The 26,024-nt window shown below is 60.1% G+C and carries 18 protein-coding genes and 1 tRNA gene; 15 read left to right on the top strand and 4 right to left on the bottom strand.

The annotated features are described in order from the left end of the window. Positions 1 to 71: 71 nt before the first annotated feature. Entirely contained in the window at positions 72 to 776 is a 705-nt protein-coding gene (nucS, locus tag BPSG_RS00735; protein WP_026643836.1) for an endonuclease NucS, read from the top strand. 39 nt (positions 777 to 815) lie between these two features. Here nucS and BPSG_RS00730 read toward each other — a convergent pair whose 3' ends face one another. Beyond that, positions 816 to 1,751: an FKBP-type peptidyl-prolyl cis-trans isomerase gene (locus BPSG_RS00730; RefSeq protein ID WP_026643835.1), complete on the bottom strand. Its 936-nt coding sequence runs from the start codon at positions 1,749 to 1,751 to the stop codon at positions 816 to 818. A 124-nt stretch (positions 1,752 to 1,875) separates the two neighbouring features. Between BPSG_RS00730 and BPSG_RS00725 the strand changes: the two genes are divergently transcribed. The 3 genes from BPSG_RS00725 (at position 1,876) to BPSG_RS00715 (ending at position 5,178) form a co-directional block, all read left to right on the top strand. Then, complete coding sequence (locus BPSG_RS00725; RefSeq protein WP_033502287.1) at positions 1,876 to 3,135, top strand: hypothetical protein; 1,260 nt, start codon at positions 1,876 to 1,878, stop codon at positions 3,133 to 3,135. Then, complete coding sequence (locus BPSG_RS00720; RefSeq protein WP_026643834.1) at positions 3,135 to 4,139, top strand: hypothetical protein; 1,005 nt, start codon at positions 3,135 to 3,137, stop codon at positions 4,137 to 4,139. Before BPSG_RS00725 ends, BPSG_RS00720 begins: the two co-directional genes overlap by 1 nt. A gap of 88 nt (positions 4,140 to 4,227) precedes the next feature. Continuing rightward, positions 4,228 to 5,178 carry a tetratricopeptide repeat protein gene (locus BPSG_RS00715; protein WP_026643833.1) on the top strand — a complete coding sequence of 317 codons (951 nt, stop codon included), beginning with the start codon at positions 4,228 to 4,230 and terminating at the stop codon, positions 5,176 to 5,178. 6 nt (positions 5,179 to 5,184) lie between these two features. Here BPSG_RS00715 and BPSG_RS00710 read toward each other — a convergent pair whose 3' ends face one another. Beyond that, positions 5,185 to 5,838, bottom strand: coding sequence for a CYTH domain-containing protein (locus BPSG_RS00710; RefSeq protein WP_051592065.1), 654 nt, complete (start codon positions 5,836 to 5,838; stop codon positions 5,185 to 5,187). A 104-nt stretch (positions 5,839 to 5,942) separates the two neighbouring features. Between BPSG_RS00710 and BPSG_RS00705 the strand changes: the two genes are divergently transcribed. From BPSG_RS00705 to BPSG_RS08215, 9 genes are all read left to right on the top strand, one after another. Then, positions 5,943 to 6,018, top strand: a tRNA-Arg gene (locus BPSG_RS00705). Positions 6,019 to 6,156: 138 nt separating this feature from the next. Continuing rightward, a complete protein-coding gene (locus BPSG_RS00700) occupies positions 6,157 to 6,558 on the top strand; it encodes a Rid family detoxifying hydrolase (RefSeq protein WP_026643831.1) in 402 nt (133 codons plus the stop codon). Between the two features lie 76 nt (positions 6,559 to 6,634). After that, a complete protein-coding gene (argS, locus tag BPSG_RS00695) occupies positions 6,635 to 8,431 on the top strand; it encodes an arginine--tRNA ligase (RefSeq protein ID WP_026643830.1) in 1,797 nt (598 codons plus the stop codon). Positions 8,432 to 8,443: 12 nt separating this feature from the next. Further along, positions 8,444 to 10,015 carry a diaminopimelate decarboxylase family protein gene (locus tag BPSG_RS00690; RefSeq protein ID WP_026643829.1) on the top strand — a complete coding sequence of 524 codons (1,572 nt, stop codon included), beginning with the start codon at positions 8,444 to 8,446 and terminating at the stop codon, positions 10,013 to 10,015. Positions 10,016 to 10,114: 99 nt separating this feature from the next. Further along, entirely contained in the window at positions 10,115 to 11,425 is a 1,311-nt protein-coding gene (locus BPSG_RS00685) for a homoserine dehydrogenase (RefSeq protein ID WP_026643828.1), read from the top strand. 88 nt (positions 11,426 to 11,513) lie between these two features. Continuing rightward, positions 11,514 to 12,500, top strand: a complete 987-nt coding sequence (thrB, locus tag BPSG_RS00680) for a homoserine kinase (protein WP_026643827.1) — start codon at positions 11,514 to 11,516, stop codon at positions 12,498 to 12,500. A 131-nt stretch (positions 12,501 to 12,631) separates the two neighbouring features. After that, positions 12,632 to 14,116 (top strand): tyrosine-protein kinase domain-containing protein, encoded by a 1,485-nt coding sequence (locus BPSG_RS00675; RefSeq protein ID WP_051592064.1) that lies wholly within the window; start codon positions 12,632 to 12,634, stop codon positions 14,114 to 14,116. A gap of 70 nt (positions 14,117 to 14,186) precedes the next feature. Beyond that, positions 14,187 to 16,013 (top strand): DUF4012 domain-containing protein, encoded by a 1,827-nt coding sequence (locus tag BPSG_RS00670; protein WP_051592063.1) that lies wholly within the window; start codon positions 14,187 to 14,189, stop codon positions 16,011 to 16,013. 420 nt (positions 16,014 to 16,433) lie between these two features. Next, the gene (locus BPSG_RS08215; protein ID WP_051894162.1) at positions 16,434 to 20,627 is read left to right on the top strand and encodes an Ig-like domain-containing protein; all 4,194 of its coding nucleotides are present in this window, start codon (positions 16,434 to 16,436) and stop codon (positions 20,625 to 20,627) included. A gap of 95 nt (positions 20,628 to 20,722) precedes the next feature. Here the strand turns inward: BPSG_RS08215 and BPSG_RS08210 are convergent, their stop codons facing one another. After that, positions 20,723 to 21,730: a glycosyltransferase family 2 protein gene (locus BPSG_RS08210; protein ID WP_162165653.1), complete on the bottom strand. Its 1,008-nt coding sequence runs from the start codon at positions 21,728 to 21,730 to the stop codon at positions 20,723 to 20,725. A gap of 135 nt (positions 21,731 to 21,865) precedes the next feature. Between BPSG_RS08210 and BPSG_RS00650 the strand changes: the two genes are divergently transcribed. Next, complete coding sequence (locus BPSG_RS00650) at positions 21,866 to 22,936, top strand: polysaccharide pyruvyl transferase family protein (protein ID WP_080699309.1); 1,071 nt, start codon at positions 21,866 to 21,868, stop codon at positions 22,934 to 22,936. 46 nt (positions 22,937 to 22,982) lie between these two features. Here BPSG_RS00650 and BPSG_RS00645 read toward each other — a convergent pair whose 3' ends face one another. Continuing rightward, complete coding sequence (locus BPSG_RS00645) at positions 22,983 to 24,488, bottom strand: lipopolysaccharide biosynthesis protein (protein WP_026644253.1); 1,506 nt, start codon at positions 24,486 to 24,488, stop codon at positions 22,983 to 22,985. Positions 24,489 to 24,637: 149 nt separating this feature from the next. On the opposite strand from BPSG_RS00645, the gene BPSG_RS00640 reads away from it, so the two are divergent. Continuing rightward, the gene (locus BPSG_RS00640) at positions 24,638 to 26,014 is read left to right on the top strand and encodes a Coenzyme F420 hydrogenase/dehydrogenase, beta subunit C-terminal domain (protein WP_026644252.1); all 1,377 of its coding nucleotides are present in this window, start codon (positions 24,638 to 24,640) and stop codon (positions 26,012 to 26,014) included. Positions 26,015 to 26,024 lie beyond the last annotated feature (10 nt).

The raw sequence follows: 26,024 nt of genomic DNA, 5'->3' as shown, positions 1-26,024 counted from the left end.
GCCGTTGGATTCCACATGGAATCCAACGGCCGCCTTTTGCATGTGCGGCTCTTCCACTATGGTGGTGCCTCATGCGAATCATTGTTGCCGACTGCAGCGCCGAATACACCGGCCGACTGCAAGCCACACTCCCCATGGCACGCCGCGTGCTGCTCATCAAGGCGGACAACAGTCTGCTCATCTTCTCGGAACTCGGCTCGTACAAGCCGCTCAACTGGATGGCATCGCCGTGCACGATCACCGACATCACGCCCGACTACGCCGACGACGACCCCGCCACCGAGGTGCCGCAGAAGGTGATCCGCGCGGCCGCCGCCAAATCCACCGACATCCTGGAAGTGACGCTGCAGCACATCTACTCCGACGAGACATACGACCTGGGGGAGGACCCGGGCCTGATCAAAGACGGCGTGGAGGACCACCTGCAGCGCTATCTCGCCGAGCAGATCGAGCGCATCGGCGAAGGCGCCACGCTCGTGCGCCGCGAATACCCGACGGCGATTGGACCGGTCGACATCATGGCGGTCGACGCCAACGGCGTGCATGTGGCGATCGAGATCAAACGCCACGGTGGCATCGACGGCGTCGAGCAGCTCACGCGCTATTGCGAACTGCTCAACAGGGACCCGCTGCTCGCGCCTGTGCGCGGTATCTTCGCCGCCCAGACGATCACCCCCCAGGCGCGCACACTCGCCACGGACCGCGGTTTTGAATGCCTGCTGCTGGATTACGACGAGATGCGTGGCGTAGAAGACGACTCCCTGCGTCTGTTCTGACAGACGCAGGGAGTCGTGAGGGGAGGGGATTGGTGCAGATCAGTACTTCGCGAGGATGTCGACGACGAAGACGAGCGTCGAGTTCGCGGGAATCTCACCCTGCTCCTTGTCGCCATAGCCAAGGTCCGGCGGCACGACGAGCAGCACCTGGGAGCCGACCTTCTTGCCGCGCAGGCCTTCGATCCAGCCTTGGATCACACCGCCGTTGAGCGTGGCGGTAAAGGTGTCGTTGCGGTCCCACGACGAATCGAACTGCTTGCCGTCAAGCAGCCAGCCGGTGTACTTGACCACAGCGGCGTAGGTGTCGTCGGTGATCTCCGGGCCATTGCCCTCGATGAGCGTCTGCGCCACGAGCTTGTCGCTGCCCTTGTAGCCGTTCATGTCGATCGACGGCTTGCCGTTGGTGGCCGTGGTGACTTTCGGCAGGTCGGCCGGCACATCCTTGACCTTCTTGCCCTCGGCCTTCTCGAGGTCCTTCGACTGCGAGACCGGGGTGGCCACGAGCAGGTAGTTCTGGTTGTCGCCGCTGCCGTCGTTGATGCCGACGCCGAACGTGGTGTTGATCTTCTTGCCCTTGAGCGTGGAGTTCGCGATCTGCGCCAGCGTGGCGCTTTCAGCGCTGCCCGGCTCGTCGGACTCATTGAACACGAGCGAGCAATCCGGCACATTGGTGTCCCACGTGGTGGCGACCTCTTCGCCGGTCTTGAGGCTGTACTGCGTGAGCTGCAGACACAGGCGGTCGCCATTCTTGAGCGCCTCGCCATCGCCCTCCTGCAACACGGCGGTCGCATTGTTTTCCACCGAGAGCGGAGTCTTGAACGAGATTTCCGGCTTCTTTCCCGGCGTGCCCTTGGCGGTCACGCCCGTGAGCTGCGGCAGTTTCTGCGGACCGGCGGAGGTCTTCACGTCATCGCCGCCACACGCCGCGAGCGAAATACACATCGCGGCGGTGCATACGGCCGCGGCGGTGCGCATGAGAACAGTTACTATGGAAGAAGAAGTTGAATGCATAACCATAACAGTATCGTCCCGGCATGATTTGCGTGCACCGCCATACCGCGGACCGGCACCGGGCCGACTTTGTAGAATGGGACACGTGATGACAGACCAAGAGGCGCAGGAACAGCCGCGCAAACACACCAAGCCGACACGGCGCGCATGGATCATGCGTGGCGTCGTCACCCCCATCTTCGGATTGCTCGCCGTGGCATGCATCGTGTTCGGCGTACTGAATGCAACGGTTTGGAAGCCCAGCCGCAACATCACCGCCACCGCGCAGGCGCATAGCACGCAATACGTCGTCATCGACCCGGGCGTGCTCGACCTCGTCGACGCGGTCGTCACCGTCAGCGCGGACAACGGCGGAACCGCGTCGTCGAACGGCACCGAAACCGGCGCAGACGCGTCAGAAGATTCACAAAATCAGCAAACTTCGCAAGACCAACAGGCCCAAACCGAACCACAGGTGTGCATGGCTGTCGGGTCGGCGAAAGACGTGTCCGGGTGGCTCGCCGGCGAACCATACGTGCGCGTGACCGGCCTGAGCACATGGCAGGCCCTCTCCACGAGCGAAGAGCAAGCCAAGGGCACCGCCTCAGCGTCGCAGAACCAGGTCGCGTTCGCGGATTCGGACATGTGGTCGCAGGTCGAATGTGGCGGCACATCCGCATCCATGCACTTGAACAGCGCACAGCCGGCGCAGGTCATGCTCATCGACTTCGGCACCAAGACCCCGAGCGCGGACCTCAGCATGCACTGGGTGCGCCAACGCGTGCCCGACTTCGCACTGCCGTGGTATTTCGGCGGTGGCCTGTGCGCGGTGCTCGCGGTGCTCTCCGCATCCGTCTTCGCGATGGAGCCGCACACCCGTCGCAAGAAGCAGACGGAGTCTGCGCAAGCCAAGCCCAAGGCGGCGAAGTCCGCCGATGAGCCGACGATCGGCGCGGCGCTCGCCGGCACGTTCGCGGCGCTCAAGCCGCGCCCGAAGAAGGCGGGGGCGAAGGGCTCGGCCCGCCACGGCCGCCATGCCGGCGCCGCCGAAGACGAGTCCGGGCAGCAGGGCGCGCCCACCGTGGTCGACCCCGGCGCACGCAACATCGTGGCCGAACACGCGAACCGCAACGCCGGCGGCGAGACGGCGGAGCACGACGCCGAAGGCGAGACGACGTCGGTCATTTCGGCCGACGAACTGCAGGCGTATTTCGCGCGCCTCGCGCAGGAAGTGGGCGCCGAACCGGCGGCAGAAGACACAGCGGAAAACACCGCAGAACCCGCTGGAGCCGAGGTGGTCGAAACCGAGACGGCCGTGGTCGAGGACCAGCCCAGTGCGGACCAATCCGAGGGCAAGGAGAACGAGTGATGAAACGTAGTCCACTGGCTGTCGCGGCCGCGGTGATCGCATTGGGCATGACCGTCTCGCTGGCGGCATGCGAAGGGCAGATTCCCACCGTCAGTGCGCCGACCGAATCGGCAAGCGCGAACCCCGACCTGACCGAAGACCAGGAGCAGGAGATGCGCGAGGCGCTGCTCAAGACAATCGAGGATTGCAACGAGCAGAAGAACCCCGCGAACCTCGGACAGGCGATGTCGGGCCCCGAATTGGAGATCCGCACAAGTGAACTGCAGGTGGCGCAGAAAACCGGCAAGCTCGACCCCAAGACCACAATCCCCACCGACATCACGCAGACCGTGATCCCTACCGACAACGGCTGGCCGCGCAGTGTGTTCTCGATCACCACGACCACCGAAGACCAGCAGTCGAAGCGCCTGCTCGTCTTTACGCAGGGCGACGCGCGCGAAAACTACAAACTGTGGGGTGTGGCCCGCTTGTTCCAAGGCGTGGAAATGCCCAAGTTCACCGTGCCGAACATCGGCTCGCAGATGGGGCACCCCACCGACGAGAACCTGGTGATGACCCCCGAACAGGCCGTGCAGCGGTACGCGGACGTGCTGCAGAACGGCACGAAGAGCCAATATGCGGGCGATTTCGCCGACGATTACTTCCGGCAGGATCTGCAGAACCTTTCGCAGACCGTGCAGCAGGGCATGGAACGCAACAAGGGGTCGCAGGAGCAGACGTTCACGCCGGTGGACGGCCAGATGCAGATCATGCGCTCCTCCGAAGGCGGCGATCTGGTCGTGGCGCAGATCAACTCGGTGTGGACGCGCACCGCGGGCGAAGGGCGTGAGTCTCTGCCAGCCTCGGATTCGGAGCGCGCGCTGTTCGGCGACGGCAAGGCCACGAGCACGATGAAGGTGACGTACGTGAACGTGATCGCCATGTACATTCCGCCGGCCAAATCGGGCGCGCAGATCACCACGGTGGGCGCCGAACGCCAGCCGGTCAAGGTGGAGGCCGTCTGAGCCACGCCGGCTGAGCTGGCCGGCCAGTAGACTTGAGGCACATGTGCAATCAGGCGGCGAACGCTTCGCCGCGCAGAAAAGAGGCAATATGGCAGACAAGGAATTCAAGCCGGGCATCTCGCTCGCGGGCGCGGTCGATCTGACGGCGCTCCAGCATCAGGTCAAGGCGGAGCCTGGGCAGGCCGGGGGAGCGCCGGCCGCCGGCGGCTATGTGATCGACGTCTCCGAAACCAACTTCGAATCGGTGGTGCAATCGTCCGCCACCTTCCCGATTGTGATGCTCATGTGGGTGCCGACCGACGACCGCCTGTTCCCCATGGCGCAGGCGCTCGGCGACGCCATCAACTCGATGAACGGCCAGCTGCAGCTCGCGCGCGTCGACGTGGCCAAGGATCCGGCGATCGCCCAAGCCTTCGGCGTGCAAGGCGCACCGGCGCTGTTCGCGCTGATCGGCGGCCGCCCCATGCCGATCCTGCAGGGCGTGCCTTCCAACGAGGAGCTCACGCAGATCACCTCGCAGGTGCTACCGCAGCTCGTGCAGGTGGCTGCGCAGGCTGGCGTGACCGGCACGGCGCCGTACATCGAGCCTTCCGACGGCGATGCCTCCGCGCAGCAGACCGAACCGCAAGTGCCGGCCGCGCACGCCGAAGCGCACCGCTTGGCGCAGTCCGGCGACTATGCCGGCGCCGCCGCCGCATACGAGCAGGTGCTCGAGGCGGACCCGTCCGATACGCTCGCCCAGCGTGAGCGTGCCAAGGCACTGCTGCTCGCGCGTTCCGCCAACGCGGACGTGCGCGAAGTGCGTGAGGCCGCCGCGGCGAATCCCGACGATGTGCAGGCCCAGCTCGCGGTCGCCGACGTGGACATGATCGGTGGCCAGATTCAGGACGCGTTCAGCCGTCTGCTCGACTTCGCCGGCACGCACCGCGCCGACCTGGAGCCGGTGCGCCAGCGCCTGCTCGAGTACTTCCTGATCCCCGAGTCGTCCGACGAGCGCTTGGCCGCCGCGCGCCGCCGCCTCGCCACCCTCATGTACTGAGCGCGACTATTCGAGGGTGTTGGTGCCGAAGACCTGCTGGAACTGCGGGCCCGTCTCGCGCAATTCACGCTCGAACCCGCTGCTCCACTGACTGAACGGCCTCCACGAGAGACTGTCGTTGCTGAAGCGCGACTGGTCGGTGATCTCGGTGATGCAGAAGCGCGGGATGATCAGATTCGTGACCGGCGTGCTGCGCTCCGCTTCGGCGATGACGAGCGGGGCGTTCGCGCCGCCGAACACGTCGATGTTCCATCCATCTGCGCCGATCCACACACTTGTGCGGTTCTTGATGATGAGGTCGCCGCCGCGCAGCATGATCTCCGCGGCCACGCGCGAATCGATGCTGCGTTGCGCCTCGTACCGCGTGCCGCCGCGCGAGGGGCCTTTGACGGTGAGCGTGGCCTCGCGGAAATCGTCGCGGTACCGTTCGAGCACCGCCTTCGGGTCGAGCCCCGCGCTCATCGGCACGCGCACCGCGCGCGTCTGCAGCCGTATGCGCAGCGCGTAGTCGTCTTCGTGCACGAAATAGCTTTGCACAATCAGTGTAGGGGCGTCGCCGTCGTCGAATTCGTCCGGCAGTTCGCGGCAGAAGAACCGGCGCGCGAACTGAAAGTCGCTCGTGCCGCCAATATCGCCCAATCCGCCCATATCCATTGCCATAGTCCCAGTGTAATGTCCACGGCGAAAAGCACTGCCAGCCGTGCGCGGAGTGAACACGGTGCGCCGCACACGTCCGCCGTTCGTGTAAAGTAGGGCAGTGGTGCGGGCTCGTAGCTCAGTGGATAGAGCGTTCGCCTCCGGAGCGAAAGGTCGTGGGTTCGAATCCCATCGAGCCCACCATCTTGGATCAACACACCACCTGCTGCAATGGGGCGCTGCCTGTGGTGAAGGGATGCCCACAACGTGGCCGATGCCACTTGCGCGCAACAATGCGGACCGTACAATGCCGACTGCATGAGCCTTACGAAAGGAACCGCTATGTACGAAAATCTCCAGGCGATCGCCACGACGGAGGCGCCGGCCGCGCTCGGCGCATACAGCCAGGCCGTGAAGGCGAACGGCTTCGTGTTCGTCTCGGGCCAGCTCGGCATCGACCCGGCCACCGGCGAGCTCGACGGTGTGACCGCCGCCGAACAGGCCGACCGCGCGCTCAAGAACATCAAGCACATCCTCGACGCCGCCGGCTGTGGCTTCGAACACGTGTGCCGTGCCACAATCTATCTGCGCAATGTGGAGGATTTCGCCGACGTGGACGCCGTGTATGCCAAGGCGTTCACCGCCACGGTCAAGCCCGCGCGCGTGGCATTCGGCAACAACATGATCCCCAAGGGCGCGCTCGTCGAAATCGACGTGATCGCCGTGAGCCCCGAATCGGAGTGATCGCGCGCCACCGGCGGCCGTCCGCGACTGCGGACGGCCGCCGGTTTCTGTCTGCTCTCCCGCTAGACTTGTCTGCATGAGTCCAGAAGCATTAAGTGACCTGATATACGGCGTTGCCCAAGAGCTTGTTGCGAGTGGCAAAGCCGGCAATCTGACCGCCGACCAAATCCCCGAACCAGCCAAGTTCGCTGTGATGCGCCCCAAGGACCGCGCGCACGGCGACTGGGCGTCAAACGCCGCCATGCAGCTCGCCAAGAAGGCCGGCATGAAGCCGCGTGAGCTCGCCGAGGCGTTCCAGACGCTGATGAACGACGCCGATGGCATCGCGTGCGTGGAAGTCGCAGGCCCCGGCTTCATCAACATCACCCTTGACTCCGCGTCCGCCGCCGCTGTGGTGGATCAGGTGCTCGCCGACGGCGCGGCCTTCGGCAAGAACGAGCACCTGAGCGGCAAAACGCTCAATCTTGAATTCGTCTCCGCCAACCCAACCGGCCCGATCCACATCGGCGGCACGCGCTGGGCGGCCGTGGGCGACTCGATGGCCCGCGTGCTCGAAGCGAACGGCGCCGAAGTCGTGCGCGAATACTACTTCAACGACCACGGCGAGCAGATCAACCGCTTCGCCAAGTCGCTCGTCGCGGCCGCCCACGGCGAGCCGACGCCGGTCGACGGCTACAAGGGCGCCTACATCGACGAGATCGCGCGCCGAGTAATCGCCGAAGCGGACGCCGATGGCATCGACATCCTCGATCTGCCGCGCGTCGACGGCGGCACCGACGAGAAGGGCGAGCCGCTCGGCGAAGGCGACTCCACGCAGCGCGAAGAGTTCCGCAAGCGCGCCGTGCCGATGATGTTCGACGAAATCCGCCATTCGATGCAGGAATTCCGCGTCAAGTTCGACGTCTGGTTCCACGAGAACAGCCTGTACGAAGACGGCGAGGTCGAGAAGGCGATCGACGACCTGCGCGCACGCGGCGACATCTACGAACAGGACGGCGCCACATGGTTCGCATCGACGAAACACGGCGACGACAAAGACCGCGTCATCATCAAATCCGACGGCAACTACGCGTACTTCGCCGCCGACATCGCCTACTACCGCAACAAGCGCCACCGCAAGGACCACCCAGCGGACGTGGCGATCTACATGCTCGGCGCCGACCACCACGGCTACATCGGCCGCATGATGGCCATGTGCGCCGCGTTCGGCGACAAGCCCGGCGAGAACATGCAGATCCTCATCGGACAGCTCGTCAACGTCATGAAAAACGGCAAGGCCGTGCGCATGAGCAAGCGCGCCGGCAACGTCGTCACCATCGACGACCTCATCGACGCGATCGGCGTCGACGCCTCACGCTACTCGCTCGCGCGCACCGACTACAACTCGCCCGTCGACATCGACCTCGACCTGCTCGCCTCGCACTCCAACGACAACCCGGTCTATTACGTGCAGTACGCGCACGCGCGCTCCTGCAACGTGGACCGCAACGCCGCCGCCGCGAACATCACGCGCGAAGACGCCGACCTGTCGCTCCTCGACACCGAGGCCGACGGTGAGGTGCTCGCGCTGCTCGCGCAATGGCCCGCCGCGCTCGCGCAGGCCGGCGACATGCGCGCCCCGCACCGTGTCGCGCACTATCTGGAAGACCTGGCCGCCGCCTACCACAAGTGGTACAACGTGGAGCGCGTCGTGCCCGTGGCACTCACCGAACCCGAAGAGCGCACCGACGAGGCGACGCGCGAGGCCACGCGCATTGCCAAATGCCCGGAGCCCGCTCGCTCCGCCGCGCGTTTGCGCCTCAACGACGCCGTGCAGACCGTCATCGCCGCAGGGCTCGACCTGCTCGGCGTGACCGCGCCAGACAAGATGTGAGAGAGGAACACCATGGGCATCACCCCGATCTGGCCCGAGGCCACCGCGCGCGACGCACAGGGCGCCATCGCATTCCACGGCATCACCGCCGAGCAACTGCTCAACGACTTCGGCTCGCCGCTCTACGTGCTCGACCTCGACGAAGTGCGTGCGCGCGCCCGGCGGTTCGCCGCGGCCGCCGCGCACGCGTTCAGCACGACGACGACGCACGTGAGCTACGCCGGCAAGGCGTTCCTCTCCAAGGAGATGGCGCGCATCGTCACCGAAGCGGGGCTCTACGTGGACACGTGCACGATGGGGGAGATGCGCATCGCGCTCGCCGCCGGCGTGCCGGGGCGGCGCCTGGTGCTGCACGGCAACAACAAGTCGGACGCGGAGATCGAGCTCGCGATCACCGAAGGTTTCGCGAAGATCGTGATCGACGAGCCGGACGAGCCGGCGCGCATCGCCACGATCGCGCGCCGTCTGGGCAAGCGCGCGCGGGTCATGCTGCGCGTCACGACCGGCATCCACGCCGGTGGACACGAGTTCATCTCGACCGCGCATGAAGACCAGAAATTCGGCATCGCGCTGCTGCCGGCGGGCGCAGACACGACGATCGTGGACGGCATCAGCTCGCTCGAAGACGTCTCGCCGGCCGCCGCGAACGCGATCGTCGCCGAGACGCGCGCGCAGGAGGACGGCAAGGAGCTGCGCCACGACATCCGCTACCCGTACGACCTCAACGCCGCAAGCGTGACCGAAGGCGACAAGATGCTCGCCGCCGCGATGGAACTCGTGGCGAACGGGCCGGCCGTGGCGGTGCTGCGCGAGATCGCGAAACACGACAGCGATCTCGAGCTCGTGGGCATCCACTCGCACATCGGCTCGAACATCCACGACGCCGACGCGTTCATCCACGCCGCGCGCCGCATGATGCTGCTGCGCAAGACCTTCTACGCCACCAACGGCTACACGCTGCCCGAAGTGGACTTGGGCGGCGGTTACTCGGTGGCCTACACCGACGGCGAGGATTCGATGGACATCGAGCAGGAACTCGACCGCTTGGCCACGGCTGTGGCACAGACGAACCGCCTGCTCGGCATGCCCATGCCCGTCATCTCGTTCGAACCGGGCCGTTGGATCGTGGCGCCGGCCGGTGTGACACTCTACCGCGTCGGCACCGTCAAGACGGTCGAACTCAGCGGCGACTCCACAGACGCCACCAGTGCGCCGATCACCGAACGCACGTATGTCTCCGTCGACGGCGGCATGAGCGACAACATCCGCCCTGCGCTGTACGGCGCGGATTACACGGCGGTCGTGGCGAACCGCGACCCGCACGGCGACACACGACTCTCGCGCGTCGTCGGCATGCACTGTGAGTCGGGAGACATCGTGGTGAAGAACGCGCAACTGCCGAGCGACATCCGCCGCGGCGACGTGCTCGCCGTGCCAGTGACCGGCGCGTATGGCCGCACGATGGCCAGCAATTACAACCAAGCGCTCATCCCGGCGGTCGTCGGCGTCGATTCGACTGGCGCGCACCTGATGATGCGCCGGCAGACCGTGGAGGATCTGCTCGACCTCGATGTGAGTGAGTGACCTCACCAAGCAAACCAGTTATGGACGGGCGGCGCGCATCCTCGCGCGTTGCCCGTACAATGAGCAGCAGCATCAACCGCCGCATGAAAGGAACGGACAGTGGCAGAGAACAACGCACCGATTCGAGTGGGCCTGCTGGGGGCAGGGACCGTCGGCTCGCAGACCGCACGTCTGCTCGTGGAGCAGAAAGACGAGCTCGCGCAGCGCATCGGGCGCCCCGTCGAACTGTCCGGCGTGGCGTGCCTCGACCCGGAAGAAGTCGATTTTCCGTGGATCGAGAAGTCGCTGCTGACTTCCGACACGATGTCCGTCGTCAAGAACGCGGACATCGTCGTCGAGCTGATCGGCGGCACGGGCGTGGCCCGTACCTTTGTGCTTGAGGCGATGAAGAACGGCGCGTCCGTTGTGACCGCCAACAAGGCGCTGCTCGCCAAGTACGGCCCGGAACTGTACAAGACGGCCGAAGACAACAACGTCGACATCTACTTCGAAGCGGCCGTGGGCGGCGCGATCCCAATCGTGCGCCCCTTGCGCGAATCGCTTGTGGGCGACCAGGTCAAGGACATGCTCGGCATCGTCAACGGCACCACGAATTACATCCTCGACGAGATGACCACGAAGGGCCTCGATTTCGACGTGGCGCTCAAGGACGCGCAAGCCAAGGGCTACGCCGAGGCCGACCCGACCGGCGACATCGAAGGCTACGACGCCGCCAACAAGGCCGCGATCATGGCCACGCTCGGCTTCCACACGAACGTCGGTATCGACGACGTGACCGTCGAGGGCATCACGCGCATCACCGCGGACGACATCGCCGCGGCCACCGCCGAAGGGCGCGTCATCAAGCTGCTCGCTGTCGTCGACAAGACCGACGATGGCGTCTCCGCACGCGTCTACCCGGCCCTCATCAAGCAGGAGCACCCGCTCGCCTCGGTGCGCGGCTCGTTCAACGCCGTGTTCCTGCGCGCCGAATACGCCGACGACTTGATGTTCTACGGGCGCGGCGCCGGCGGTGCGCCGACCGCCTCCGCCGTCGTCGGCGACATCGTGACCGTCGCGCGCCACATCGCCGCCGGCTGTACCGGCCCGGCGATCCGCATGTACAACGACTATCCGATCGCCCCGCTGAGCGCGTCGAAGGCCGCGTTCGCCGTGCGCTTCCTGATCCACGACAACCCCGGCGTGCTCGCCAAGATCTCCGCCGTCTTCGCGAAGAACGGCGTCTCGATCAACGGCGTGAACCAGGACCTCAAGCCCACGCTCAAGGACCCGGGCTACGACGGCGAGATCCAGCAGCTGCGCCTCGTGACGCACATGACCGACGAGACGACGCTGCGCAACACCGTGGACGAGGTCTGCGAACTCGACTGCGTGACCGGCGAGCCGTCAATCCTGCGCGTGCTCGACTGACCGCGCCGCCGATTGACAAGCGATTGACAAGCGATTGACAGGCGATTGACCCAATCACACACTGACTAGTAAGGCAGGATTATTCCCGATGGATCCGGTTACCCGCAAGGTGCACGTGCGTGTGCCCGCGACCAGCGCCAACCTCGGCTCTGGATTCGACACCGTGGGACTCGCGTTGGATTACCACGACGAGCTGGAGTTCACGCTGAGCTCCGACCCGCTCAACATGGCCGCGCAAGTGATCATCGACGGCGAGGGCGCGGACACATTGCCGCGCGACGAGTCGCATTTGGTCGTCTCCACGTTCCGCCGTGCATGCTCGCGCTTCGGCCTGAGCAAAACCGGATTCATCCTCGAGGCGCACAACCGCATTCCGCAGGCGCGCGGCATGGGATCTTCCGCCGAGGCGATCGTGGCTGGCATTGCCGCGGCCTACGCCTTCAGTCACGAGGGTGAGCTCGACCGCGACGAGATCTTCGAGTACGCGGCACAGCTCGAAGGGCATCCAGACAATGTGGCGCCTGCCGTCTACGGCGGCATGACGGTCTCGTGGACGCAGCCGGGTGATGGCGTGGCACAGCCGAACGGCACCACGCCCGCCGCGCTCTTCCGGTCGGTGAACTACTTGGTGGGCCCTGATGTCACGGCCTCGGTGTTCATCCCCGATTTCGAACTCTCCACAAGCAAGGCGCGCGAGGCGCTGCCCACGGTTGTGCCGTTCGCCGACGCTGTGTTCAATGTCTCGCGCGCCGCGCTGCTGATCGGTGCGATGAACCCGGCTGTGTTGACGAGCCCGCGCGACCCGAACGAGCTGCTTATGGAAGCCACCGAAGACAAGCTGCACCAGGCGTACCGCGGCCCGCTCATGGAGCCTTCGGCGCGTCTGATCACGCTGCTGCGTGCGAACGGATTCGCCGCGATGGTCTCCGGCGCCGGCCCGTGCGTGCTCGTGCTGCACAACGGCGACGCCGATAGCGCGATCGACGCCGTGGCCCACGAACAGCTCGAATCCGGCCACTGGAAGGTGCTGCACCTCGCCACCGACACGCAGGGCGTGCAGGTGGCAAGGCTGTAACGAATTGAGTCGAGTGTAAAAGCTACTATTAAAAAGGCTGAATTCAAGAGACAGGACCGGCAACCGCGTGCCGTGCTGTGAAGGGCGCCCGGTACGGCAGGGTCTCACCTCTCAGATGGGAATACACTTCGATGGCTGAAAAAATAGTGGAGCAGCAAGCCGCTGGCCAGGTTGGCGCTAGTGCAAAGCCGGAAGGCGAAGGCATGACGCTATCCGGACTCTTTGGCATCATGCGCAAGCACATCATTACGATTATCATCACTTTTTTTGTTGTGCTTGGTGCGGCAATTGGTCTGACTGCGATGTCGCCAGTGGAATATACGACAACAACCCAATTGTTTGCGACATATAACGATTCGTCAGATGGCACGGCGAACTCATCCGAACAGAACAGCGGCAGCTCATATATCATGAGTCAGATCAAGTCGTATCCGGCGCTCACCACAACACAATCGGTGCTTCAGCCGGTCATTGACGATCTTGGCCTCCACACCACGGTGGGCCAGCTCAAGGGGCAGATCAGCGTCACCAACCCCACGAACACCGCATTCGTCAACATCTCGGTGACCAATGGTGACCCGGCTCAAGCCGCGGACATCGCCAACGCCGTGGCGAAATCACTGAGCTCGGTCGTTGAGAATACGCTCTATGCCTCTGGCTCACATTCGTCTGTCAAGTTGTCGATTGTCCAGCCGGCAATTTCGCCGAGCACGCCGAGCGCACCAAAGTGGAAGCTCAATATCCTTATCGGCATTGTGGGCGGTCTGATTCTTGGTGTATTCGCTGCACTACTTAAAGACGTATTGTCCAAGCAAATTCAAGACGAAGATGAGATCAGTGAATACATTGATGCACCGATTATTGGACGTATTCCTGAAGTTGATCTTCTCGATGATACAAAACCTGCGGTTGTCAACGAACCGGGAAGTCCGATTGCTGAGGATTTCCGCCGTGTTCGCACGAATCTGTCGTTCCTCGCACCTGTTGAAGACACCAATTGTCGTCTCATCGTTGTCACATCGACTGGTGCAAGCGAAGGCAAGACCACAACGTCGGTCAATATTGCAGCTGCACTTGCTGAAAACGGTGCCAAAGTGTTGCTCATTGACGCTGATTTACGCCATCCTTCTGTTGCCAACAAGCTTGATATCGATGGCTCCGCTGGCTTGACCCACGTGCTTTCCGGTCAAGCGTCTGTCAAAGACGTTGTGCAGCGCTATTGGAAGCCCAATTTGCATGTCATGCCAGCAGGACCCAAGCCGCCGAATGCATCGACTCTGCTTAACTCACCAATCATGGTCGAGCTGCTCAACAATGCCATAGAACGGTATGACTACGTGCTCATCGATACTGCGCCTATGGTTGTGGCGAATGACGCTGTTATTTTTGTACGACGTGGCGGTTCCCTTGTCATGGTCTGCCGCCGCGACCAGACACTCAAGCGTGATTTACGTGAAATCTCCGATGAACTCGCCACGCTTGATTTGCCAGCGAGCGGTGTCATCTTCAACTGTGCACGCGATTCGAAGAAGTCGCTTGAGCGCAGCAACTATTACTACTATTACTCGGATCGTAACAAGGATCATCGTAAGAAGCGTCGTTTCTCGCTTAAGTAGTCTATTCATTGTTCCGCGGATTCCCTATGACTCAGGAGAATCCGCGGTTTTATAATGTCTAAGGAGTAGCATGTCGCAAGCGCACGCGCAGCAGCATCACCATCGTCACCATCACAAACGCCGGCGTGTCTGGCCTTGGGTTGTGGGCATTCTCACGCTTGTTGTCCTCATCGTCGCTGCTGTAGGTGTAATGGGATTCCAACTCTACAAGCAGGCGAAGCAGGTGCAGGCACATGAGAACAATGCGATTGGGATGCTTTCAAAGCTCTCTTCGGGGGATGCTGAAACCCTTGCTCATGCGGGAGATACGCTTCCGCAGATTGCACATGAAACCCAGCAGGCTGTGGATATTGCCCATGGGGGACTGTGGAATACGGCAACGAAAATGCCCTTCGTTGGCAGCGACATTTCGACGGTTCAGGGAATGACAACCGCCATCAACGGCATTGTGCAGGATTCTATCCCGCAATTTGTGAATGTTCTGAAGACGTTGAGTGATGCGCAAATCTCCAACGGGGATGATGGCGTGAACCTGCAGCCGATTATCGACGCTGTGGAGCCTTTGAAAAAAGCAAATGCGTCATTCCGACAGCAGGTACGCGACTATGACGCGCTTCCCACACCAGAGATCGGCATGATTCACTCCGCATATAGCAAAGGCGAGACACAGCTCAATGAACTCGCCTCCCGTGTGAATGCACTGTCGAATACGTTCCAGATTCTGCCGACGCTTTTGGGTGATGGACAGCAACGCACTTATGCCGTCATGGCAATGACGCCTTCCGAGATGCGTTCCTCAGGCGGTCTCATCGGCTCTGTTGGTGAATTGGTGACTTCCAATGGCACCGTGCATATTGGCGATTTTCGGTCGAATGGTGAATATCTGCCGTATGGCACTGGTGATCATTCCGCAGACATGAAGCGGGTGTTCACCGACGAGGGGCCATTGCACATGTCGTTCGATATTCGTGATTTGGCTGTCTTCCCGAATACCGCCGATTCAGCGGTCGCCATGCAATCCGTCTGGAACCGCACGCCTTGGGGGCAAAATACACCGCTTGACGGCGTGATCATGGTCGATCCGGTCTTTTTGCAGCAGCTCATTGCGGTCAACGGCAATGTGACGTTGCCAGATGGCACTGTGCTGACCGGTGAAAACACTGCGGAATTCCTGATGAATACCGTGTACCAGAAATACCCGGAGAACGAGACCGACGCATTGTTCGGCGTTGTGGCCAGCCAAGCGATGAAATCGATGTTCTCGCACATGGATATGGGCAAGTTGTATAAAACGGGCGAGATGCTGGGGACCATGGCGAAAGGCCGACATTTCACGATGTATGCGTTTGACGAGCACATCGAACAGGGCATCCAGTCTGCAGGATTCACCGGGCAGACGCCGAACAGCGAGACCGATCCATCCGTTGGTATCTACTTGACTGAGCAGAACCCTTCCAAGATGGGTTGGTACATCAAGCGCAAGGCGAAGATCCAGCGTGTGAACTGCGATGATGGTGATCTGTACCACGTCGAGTTCATGGTGCACAACACGATGACCGAGGAAGAAGCGAAGTCACTGCCTTGGTACATCACCGGCAACAACAGCAACAACACTGGCAAGGCCATGGAGAAGATCCTGTTCTACGCTCCTCAAGGCGGTTCGATCAGCAATCTCATGCAGCTCGGAGGCAAAGTCGATGCGGCCAAGGAGACGACGATTGACGGTGTGAAGGCTTATGAAACGTATGTGCAGGTCAATCCCGGGCAGATTGCAACCTTCACCTTTGACGTGCGTGTCTCGCCGAAGGCGACGGCACCGTTGACGATCGACCAGACCCCAATGGGATGGGTCGATGATGGTATCACCTATCTCGATCCAAAATGTGATACCAAATGACCATCTAGGGTTCCGCCGCAGATGGCGAGAGGCGCAGGGCCGCATCGTGATGGATGCAGCCCTGCGCCTCTTCGTATAGGGGCCGGTTGGAATGCGACAACACATATGGGAATGATGAATCGCTTAAGCCGTTGAACAATGGTCTATGACGTGCCCGTTGTCTGTATAACTCTGTGTCCATGTAATGACATCGTTTGCGGTATATGAACCTTCTGTTTGGTTTTAGTGGAGGGTATGTCTATAATGAGCAATATGCGAATGGTTGCACAATGATTGTGTCAACTGAAGTGTTTGGTCGCTTACGGAACATGCATATTGTTCATGGCGGGCGAGCATGTGCATTGCCGGCCGGCTATGTGGACGGTTGGCGATAAGGAAAGAACAGTCCCTTATTTCTAGAGAAGAAAAGGAGACAGTGGCATGACACCTCTGTCTGAGACCGAGAAGAATCTCGGGAAGAGCAAGCGTTCGGGAGGGCGCGGGTTCATGGCCAAGGCGGTCGCGAGCATTTCCGCGCTTGCAACGCTCGCCGGCGGCATGGCGCTCGGCGCGGTTACGGCCCCTGCGGCATTTGCCGCGAATGGGCCGACGACGAGCTATGACCGTACACTCGGCAATGCGCAGTTCGAAGCGGCCCGTGAATCCAATGGCCTGTCGAAGGAAATGGATTACGGTGCGATCTTGCATGCGTGGATGTGGTCGGCGAATACGATCAAGGCGCATATGGATGAAATCGCAGACGCCGGCTACACTTCAATCCAGACGGTTCCGATCAGCACGATCAAGGGGCCGGAGCACGGTATGCAGTTCTCTGAGAACTGGTACTACGTCTATCAGCCCTCCGGCACAGGCATCGGCAACAAGGTCATCGGCACCGAACAGGAAATCAAGGAGATGACCGCGGAGGCGCACAAGCATGGCATCCGTGTCATCGCCGACGCCGTCATCAACCACTTCACCGCCGATTGGAACGCCATTCAAGGTGACTGGAAGAATTCGAGCTTCTTCCACACGCGGCAGGAGGGCGGTTGCGGTAACAACGGCACTGCCATCAACTACAGCAACCGCTGGCAGGTCACACACTGCCATCTGCTGAGCCTGTGGGATCTCAACACCGAGAACCAGGAAGTCGCCAACCGCATGAAGGACTACCTGACTCGCGCGGTAGCCGATGGCATCGATGGTTTCCGTTATGACGCCGCGAAGCACATCGAGCTCCCGAACGAGTTCGACAGGTATTCGCCGTATTATGACACGATTCTGCCGAATGGCGCGCAGTACCAGTACGGCGAGGTGCTCCAGGGCGACCAAGGGCTCAATGCCCCGGCCTACCCGGCGTTGTTCGACAAGTACTCGACGAATGGCGGCGGTAACACTGCATCGCATTACGGCAATGAGATCCGTGCCGCGATGCAGGACAAGAACATCAGCTCCGGGCGTCTCGGCAGTCTGCAAGGCACCGGCGTGCGTGATAACCAGCTCGTGACCTGGGTCGAATCGCACGATACCTATGCGAATACGAATGAGTATTCATCGCAGCTGTCCGCATGGCAGATTCGCATGGGCTGGGGTATCGTCGGTTCCCGCAAGGGCGGAGCCCCGCTGTTCTTCAACCGTCCGCGGGGGTCCGGCGGGTCGAATCCACGCTTCGCTGAGGTTTCATCACTCGGTGACGCTGGTGACGACGAGTGGAAGCATCCCGAAGTCGTGAACGTCAACAAGTTCCGTAACGCGATGGAAGGCAACGCCGAATATCTGCGCAACTGCCAGGGCAACAACAACTGCCTGATGATCGAGCGTTACAAGACCGACGGCAACCCGAACAACGATGGCATGACCGTCGTCAACATGGACGGCGACAAGAGCCTCGTCGGCATGGACACGACGCTCGACAACGGCGAATACGTCGATCAGGTCTATGGCGGCAAGCTCGTCGTCAACAACAAGAAGATCACCTCCGGTGAGGTCAAGAGCGGCAAGGTGCACGTGTTCTACAACGCGTCGAGCTCGCCGCGCCCCTCGCTCGCTGTGACCGGTGCGAAGTCCTTCAAGACCGACACCACGCAGGTGACACTGACCGCACGCAACGTCAACAACGCGCGTTACAGCACCTCCGAAGGCGATTCCGGTTCGTTCACCGATGGCCAGAAGATCACCATCGGCGCGAAGAGCGCCGTCAACACGCAGATCACCGTGACTCTTACGGGTACTGATGCCGACGGCAAGCAGATCACCGCTTCCGAGACCTTCACCAAGAAGGACCCGAACGCCACTGTCAGCTACACGGCCTATGCGAAGAAGCCGGCGGCATGGAACAAGATCTATGCATACGTGTACGTCGACAACAACGCTCCTGCTGGCTCCGTCATTCAGAACGCAGCTTGGCCGGGCGAACTGATGACCGCCGAATCCGGCGCATGCGACGGCACCGCCGATCAGGTCTATGAAATTCCGGAAGACATCATCGATCAGGCCGGTGACGACCCGATTCGTGTCATCTTCAACAACGGTGGCGCCGGCGAAATCGCCGGCAACAAGTTCCCCGGCGATTCCGCGACCGAAGATCCGGACGACCACGTGGATGCTGCCGGTCTGCTGATCGACGGCTCCTACGTCTGGGACGGCAACATCACGAGTGGCAAGTGGGAAGAAGCGTCCTGCGTTGCGGTGACCGTTGACTCCGTGAAGATCAGCCCGAGCGGTACGGTCAACCTTGACCTCGCCAACGGCGCAACGACCAAGCTGACCGCCACTGTTGCCCCGGCCTCGGCGGCGAACAAGCCGGTCAAGTGGACCTCTTCGAACGAGAAGGTCGCTGTTGTCAAGAACGGTGTTGTGCAGGGCCTTGCGAAGGGCACCGCGACAATCACCGCCTCCGTTGGCGGCAAGACCGACACGGTGACTGTGAACGTGACCGGCGAAGCGCCGGTCGTCCACGATACGACCGTCTACTACCCGGCGAACAAGTTCGGTGCGAACTCGACCTATCTGCATTACCGTGTCGGCACTGGCACGTGGACGACTGTTCCGGGTGTGAAGATGGAAGCGGCTTGCGATGGCTATGTCAAGTACACGATCGAAGGCACCGAAGGCGGCCAGGTTGAGTTTGTGTTCAATAACGGCTCGGGCCAGTGGGACAACAACGGCAACAAGAACTACACTGCGAGCGGCGCGAATGTCGTTGTCGAGAACGGCACGATTGGTTCGGTCGCTCCGTGTGTGACGGTTATTCCGGTGTCGTCGGTTGCGATTTCGGGTGGCAACTTCGAGCTTAAGGAAGGTGTTTCGAAGCAGCTGTCGGCGACCGTCTCGCCGTCGAACGCCACGGACCGTAGTGTGAGCTGGAAGTCGTCGAATACGTCGGTCGCGACGGTGGACGCTTCGGGCAAGGTGACGGCGGTCAAGGCCGGCACGGCGACGATCACGGCGGCCGCGGGCGGCAAGTCTGCGACTGTCACTGTGACGGTGAAGGGTGAGGATCCGGTTGTTCCGGTGCAGTCGGTGTCGATTTCTGGTACTGGCGTGTCGGGTGGCAAGGCGACGATCAATGTCGGCGCTGGCCTGAACCTGAACGCAACTGTCTCCCCGTCGAACGCCACCGATCAGGATGTGACGTGGATTTCCTCCGATGATTCCATTGCGACTGTGTCCTCGACAGGTAGTGTGCGCGGCGTCAAGGCCGGCATGGCAATCATCATGGCAACAGTTGGTGGTAAGTCCAGCTCAGTCATTGTGACCGTCAAGGAAGCTGGACCGGTTTTGCAGTCGGTTGCGATTGTCGGCACTGGTGTGGCGAACAACAAGCTCACGCTTGCGCAGAACAAGACGGTGCAGTTGTCTGTGAAGGCTACTCCGGCGAATGCGTCGCTTGGTGTGGTGTATTGGTCGTCGTCGGATTCGTCGGTGGCCACGGTGGACGGCAATGGCAAGCTCACGGCCAAGGGCGAGGGCATGGCTGTCATCACAGCCACGGTTGCTGACAAGCATTCTTCCATTGTCCTGACTGTTACGAAGGGTGGTGGGTCGTCTGATCGGTTCTCTGATGTGCCGGCTGGTGTGCCGTTCCATGATGAGATCGAGTGGTTGGCTGCCAATGGCATCTCGACCGGGTATGTGGATGGCCGTTTCGGGTACAACGACAAGTTGACGCGTGCGGACATGGCGATCTTCCTGTATCGTACGGCGAAGCTGCATGGTGTGGGTTCGGCGTCCTCGTATGCGCCGTCGGCTGCGGAGTACGCGAAGTTCTCGGATGTCAAGCAGGGCACGCATGGGGCCAAGGAGATCCTGTGGCTGGCCAAGCATGGCATCACGCAGGGGTCGAACGGCAAGTTCAATGGCGGGTCGCATCTGACGCGTCAGGACATGGCGATCTTCCTGTACCGGTATGCGAAGCTGGCTGGTGTGAAGGGTGCGGCGTCGTTCGCGCCTTCGGCTGCGGATTATGCGCGGTTCAAGGATGTGAACAAGGGCACGTTCGCGGCCAAGGAGATCCTGTGGTTGGCGAAGTCGGGTATTTCGTTGGGTAATCCGGACGGCACGTTCGGGTTCGGCGCGAAGATGGAGCGCAAGGCGATGGCCGCGTTCCTGTACCGCCTCGACAAACTCATCTGATTGAAGGTGTAGTCCAACGAATATGAAAAAGCCGTGGATGCAGCATGATGTGAATTATCATGCCGCATCCACGGCTTCTTGCTACTCCGGAATAACTACAACATGCGACCGCTACGGCGCTGTGAAGCGATGTCCAGAATCGGCATGCAGTGAAGGAAGATGGCGGAGACCTTGACAAGATTGGTGCGAGTGACATTGCGCACACCAAGCTCTTTGATGCGCTGTTTGATCAGCTTCTTCGTGAACGAGACGAATCGACGATACTCGTCTGGACGGAATCGCTTGCGTGATTCATACGCCCAGATGATTGCACCGCTGAGATACCTGATTGACCAGTTCAACTCGGAAACCCGAAGCTGCGGGAAATAATGTTGCCTGGCGAACACATCGATGATCTGGATGAAATGTACCGTACCCTCGCACATCGCCTGGCTCTTGACACCAAGGATTGAGTTCGGGCGCACGCGGTAATTATAGAGAGGCTCCGGCAGGAAGTACACGGCATTCGCTTGGTTGTACAGCAGATATGCAGTGCCCATGTCTTCCATCAGATACCCTTTGGGAAAGCGGATGCCGGCATCATATACCCGACGGCGCACCAAGTAGGACCATGCGAAATTTTGGACTTTGTCGTCCCACAGCAGTTTTAATGCCTGTTCCGAATTCCTGCGCCCTTTGCTGGGGAATTTGCCTGCGTCGTCGGAAAGCCGCACAAGGGAACCGTCATCGCTGGCGCTGTTGTATTCGAACACCACCATGTCCGAATCAGTCTCTTGCGCCACGGTGAGCGCGCGTTCCACGAGATTGGGTTGAATCCAGTCATCGGAGTCCACGCAATAGATATATTCTCCACGCGCACGGTCAATGCCGTAATTGCGTGCATCCGAAAGACCGCCATTAGGCTTGTGCAGGGCGGTGATCCGCGAATCACGAGCGGCCCACTCATCGCAGATGCGACCGCAGTCATCCGGGGCCCCGTCGTCTACCAGCAGAATCTCAAGATGACCGTAGGTCTGGTTGACAATTGACTCCACACAGGTGTCGAGATATCGCTCCACATTATAAATCGGAACAACGATGGTTACCAGGGGATTGGTCTGCATATCTGCCATTCTCCCATACCCTTCCTCTTCGCTTTGCCCACATTCCCAGTACCGTACTGTACGTGATGGGGAAGATACTGTGTTATTTTATGTATTCACGTAGAAAAAGCTCAAGCGACTGATATTCTCAATAGCATGGGTTTTAAAGAGAACATGAAAGAGGCGTTTGGCGCTGCCCGCATTGGTCGATTGAATAATCTTCAGGCATATCTGAAGGGGCCTGAACAGCACCGGAAGGAATTCGAAGCAATCGGTGGCCAGAGGCTCTGTGTGCTGGTTGGCATGGCGAATTACGGCAACATTGGCGACTTGGCGATTTCAGAAGCTCAGTTGCAGTTCATGCGTCGTAACTTCGAGGGTTCGATTCTGGAAATACCCACCATGCATTTCTGGGAGTATGAAAAGCTGCTCAAAGAGCATCTCAAGCCACAAGATGTCTTGTGCCTGCAGGGTGGCGGCAACATGAGCGATTTGTATTACTGGTTTGAATATGAACGCTGTTCCGTAATGGAGGTGTTCCCGAAGGTGCGCACGCTCGTACTGCCGCAGACCTTGGCGTATACGGCACAGGATTCGTCGTTGCTGAGGTATAGCCAACGAGCCTATGCTCGGTGCAGCGACCTGCGCCTCTTCGCCAGGGAGCGTGTTTCCGAAGAACTCATGAAAAAGACGTATCCACATACGGATGTGCGTCTGGTTCCCGACATCGTCCTCAGTTTTGACGCGGCGGATTACGCGGATTTCAACCTTCCCCGGCGCACACTGACCACCATGCTGCGCAAGGATGAGGAGCGCAAACTGACCGATGCCGATTGGTCGATTATCCATGAGGCGGCACGTGCGATGTCGTTGCCGTTGAAGGAAACGGATACGATCATCGAGACGATGGACATCACCCCGCAGCAACGCAAAGTCATTTTGCGTGACATGCTGAACATCTTCGCGTCTTCCCGAGTGGTGATTACGGATCGACTCCATGGCATGATCTTCGCGGCGATAACCGGTACGCCGTGTGTGGTGCTTTCGAACAGCAACCACAAGATCCAAGGCGTGTACGAGTGGATCAAGGACCTGCCTTACATTGAATTCATCTCCGATGTGCACGAGACGCAGGGAGCCTTGAACCGTGTGATCGCCGCGGACACCACCTACCCGTTGGAGCGTATCCGCAAGGAATTCGCCCCGCTGAAGGACTGCCTGCGCTGATATGGCATATGTGCGGGGCGGAGCGTGGAAAAGGTGGGGCTGGGACTCAATGTTTTTTTGCGAACCGATTGAGGACCAGTCCCTTTTCCTGCTTGTTGAGAATACACACCCAGAAGACGCCGCCGAATACTGCGCTGTAGACCACAATCCATGCGATGAACACACTCACTGAGTGGATGGGAATGAAGTGTGCGCCGATGAGGCAAATAGCCAAAACACCCACACCGCCGGCGATAATAGGCAGCTGATGCCTCCAGAAGTACATCATGTTCAGCCCGATGCGTGTGTGGTAGTACCAATTCATGAACAGGCCTGTGCCGAGAAGAATACTGGCGATGTAACCGATGGCCGTCGCCCAGTACCCCATGCGGGGAATCAGCGCGACGGAGATGGCGATATCGAGCGCTGCAGTGAGGATATAGATGACGCTGCGGGCACGATGCCGGTTTTTGGCCCGCTGGATTTCAATGCCCACATTCTGAGTGAGGGGGATCATGACGGGCAAGGTCATTGCGGTGGCGAGCCAGTAAGCGGCCATGTTTTGCCTGCCGGCCCATATCTGCACAAAATATTGGCCCACCAGTATGAACCCGCCGTAGACATACCAGAAGAGCAGCATTTGGTAGCGTCCCAGTTGTGTCATCAGCGTGGTGAGCTTATGGTTGTCGTCCGAAGTGGTCACAATGCGGTTGATCTTTGGAATGAACACCCCCGAGATGGTGGTGGAAAGCGAGAAGAACAGGTTCCGGATTTGTGTGGCGATTGAATACGTCGCCACCACGCTTGCACCGGCCATAGCGCCCAATAGGAAGTTGGGGACCTGGTTGTTGACCAAGTCGAAAATCTGATTCAGCAGGATCCAGAAGCTGAAGACGGCAATCGCTTTGAATAGGTTCTTGTCGAGGTCGTTGAATCTGAATCGCATATGGAGACGGTTACGGGCGTAATGGGCGTTCAATACAAGCAAAGCCACATTGACGAAGAGTATTGTCAGCGAGACGCCGATGGCGCCGAATCCCATTAGCAGAAGCACCACGGCAAGGGCGGGCTGCGCCAACGTGGTGGCTAGCTGACGTGTTTGCTGGAAGACGAAGCGTTCTTTGGCGGTGATGAACGATGTGTATGGCGTGGACAGGAACGTGACGGCGATATTGATGACCATGATGACCATGAGCGAACGTGCCAGATTGACTTCGGCGGGATTGAGCCCCTTGGAGAAGAGCTGCCTGACGAATGCCACCAAGGACACTCCGGCGATGATGCTGATGAGGCTTGCTGCAGCATAGATCATCATGAACATGCCATTGAGCTTGTCGATTTTCTCCTCTTCGTTCTGAGTGCGGTGAATCATGTAGAAACGCACATACGATCCAGAGAATCCTGCACTGAGCAGCGTGAGCACGAACACCCCCGAGTTGGTCATCTGGAATACGCCGTAGTCGTCTTGCCCCAGAAAATGGAGAAGCAGCGGTGTGTACATGAAATTGACGATGTTCTTGGTCAGGATATTGGCGTAACCGAGAAGCGCACCGGCTTTACGTTGACTGGCCACCCTTCATCTCCTCTATGCTTGCCTTTATAGTAGCCTTTATTGAACCATAGCAATATGCGATGCCAAAAATCATTTGGAGTAAAACCACGTACAGGGTTTTCTATGATTGGGAATAAACAAATATCTGTGGACCCGGGGAGGGTAATGGCATGAAAGACATTTCGCGTGTGATGGAGGGTGGATATTGCATTGGATGCGGTGCCTGCCCCTTTGTGGATCCATCTATTTCGATGGTCATGGACGATGATGGAAAGTACCAAGCCAAGCCCGGCGCGTCGGAGCCTTCGGACAAAGCCAACGCGTGTTGTCCATTCGCCAATGCCCAATTGAACGAGGATGTGCTTGGCAAGCGCCTGTTTGGATCAATCGATGGAATCCAACACAATTCCGCCACCGGCTACTATCTGGAGAACTATGCAGGCTATGTGACTGCGGATGGGTATCGTGACCGCGGCAGCTCTGGCGGAATGGTCAGCTGGCTTGCCACAAAACTGTTGGAAATCGGCAAGGTGGATGCGGTCCTGCATGTGAAGCCTGCCGAAGATGAATCCGTCATGTATGAATACCGCGTTTCCACGTCAGTCGAAGAGCTCAAAGAGGGTGCAAAATCCAAGTATTACCCGATTGAGCTGTCTGAAGTCCTGCAATATGTAGCCGAACATGATGGGCGCTATGCGGTCATTGGCATTCCGTGTTTCATCAAGGCGATGCGATTGGTCGAGCAGGAAGACGAGGTCATCGCCGCCCGCGTTCGCTACCACCTGGGATTGGTGTGCGGCCACCTCAAATCCACGTTCTTCGCCCTTTCGGAAGCATGGGAGAGCGGCATTCCGTTGCAAGACATCCGCATGGTCGATTTCCGGTACAAATTGCCCGGGCGCAAAGCGACTGACTACGGTATTCAGGCCACTGGTGTGGTGGATGGCAAGACAGTGACCGTGACCAAGCCGACGCGCGAACTCTCCACCACCAACTGGGGATATGGCTATTTCAAATACAATGCCTGCGAATACTGCGACGATGTGTTGGCGGAAACCGCCGATATCACATGCGGTGACGCTTGGCTTCCCCAATACGCCAAGGATGGGCAGGGAACCAATGTGGTGGTGGTGCGCTCGCTGGAGATGAAAGAGCTGTTGGAACATTTTGCCGATGAGATTCACTTGGAAGCCATTTCGGCAGACGTAGTGGCTCAATCCCAAGGATCCGGCTTACGCCACCGGCGCGAAGGAACCTCATACCGCCTGTATTTGAAAGATCAGGCCGGCGAGTGGCGCCCAACCAAGCGAGTGAAGCCCAGCAACCGCATACCGCACTGGCGCAAGGCGGTGTACAAGGAACGCTTGGAGTTGGTGCGGCAGAGCTTCATCGGATTCCACTTGGCCGAACGCAGTCCCCAAGGCATGCAGGCGTTCAATGAACATATGGCGCCATACCTCAAGCGGTATAAGCGTGCCGATAATCCATGGTATAGGCGCGTGGGCAAGAAGGCAAAGCAGCTTGTGCGCCGCGTATTAGGTAAATAGCCAGTAATGC

Source organism: Bifidobacterium pseudolongum subsp. globosum (assembly GCF_000741295.1).
GTDB classification, from domain to species: Bacteria; Actinomycetota; Actinomycetes; order Actinomycetales; family Bifidobacteriaceae; genus Bifidobacterium; species Bifidobacterium globosum.
This window is presented reverse-complemented; position numbering and strand designations above follow the sequence as displayed.

Bases quoted from the DNA above. Each gene is read 5' to 3' on its own strand.
- argS (WP_026643830.1), top strand. From the start codon at position 6,635: ATGAGTCCAGAAGCATTAAGTGACCTGATATACGGCGTTGCCCAAGAG.
- BPSG_RS00725 (WP_033502287.1), top strand. From the start codon at position 1,876: ATGACAGACCAAGAGGCGCAGGAACAGCCGCGCAAACACACCAAGCCG.
- thrB (WP_026643827.1), top strand. From the start codon at position 11,514: ATGGATCCGGTTACCCGCAAGGTGCACGTGCGTGTGCCCGCGACCAGC.
- BPSG_RS00675 (WP_051592064.1), top strand. From the start codon at position 12,632: ATGGCTGAAAAAATAGTGGAGCAGCAAGCCGCTGGCCAGGTTGGCGCT.
- BPSG_RS08210 (WP_162165653.1), bottom strand. From the start codon at position 21,730: ATGCAGACCAATCCCCTGGTAACCATCGTTGTTCCGATTTATAATGTG.
- BPSG_RS00710 (WP_051592065.1), bottom strand. From the start codon at position 5,838: ATGGCAATGGATATGGGCGGATTGGGCGATATTGGCGGCACGAGCGAC.
- nucS (WP_026643836.1), top strand. From the start codon at position 72: ATGCGAATCATTGTTGCCGACTGCAGCGCCGAATACACCGGCCGACTG.
- BPSG_RS00715 (WP_026643833.1), top strand. From the start codon at position 4,228: ATGGCAGACAAGGAATTCAAGCCGGGCATCTCGCTCGCGGGCGCGGTC.
- BPSG_RS00720 (WP_026643834.1), top strand. From the start codon at position 3,135: ATGAAACGTAGTCCACTGGCTGTCGCGGCCGCGGTGATCGCATTGGGC.
- BPSG_RS00670 (WP_051592063.1), top strand. From the start codon at position 14,187: ATGTCGCAAGCGCACGCGCAGCAGCATCACCATCGTCACCATCACAAA.
- BPSG_RS08215 (WP_051894162.1), top strand. From the start codon at position 16,434: ATGACACCTCTGTCTGAGACCGAGAAGAATCTCGGGAAGAGCAAGCGT.
- BPSG_RS00700 (WP_026643831.1), top strand. From the start codon at position 6,157: ATGTACGAAAATCTCCAGGCGATCGCCACGACGGAGGCGCCGGCCGCG.
- BPSG_RS00650 (WP_080699309.1), top strand. From the start codon at position 21,866: ATGGGTTTTAAAGAGAACATGAAAGAGGCGTTTGGCGCTGCCCGCATT.
- BPSG_RS00640 (WP_026644252.1), top strand. From the start codon at position 24,638: ATGAAAGACATTTCGCGTGTGATGGAGGGTGGATATTGCATTGGATGC.
- BPSG_RS00690 (WP_026643829.1), top strand. From the start codon at position 8,444: ATGGGCATCACCCCGATCTGGCCCGAGGCCACCGCGCGCGACGCACAG.
- BPSG_RS00730 (WP_026643835.1), bottom strand. From the start codon at position 1,751: ATGCGCACCGCCGCGGCCGTATGCACCGCCGCGATGTGTATTTCGCTC.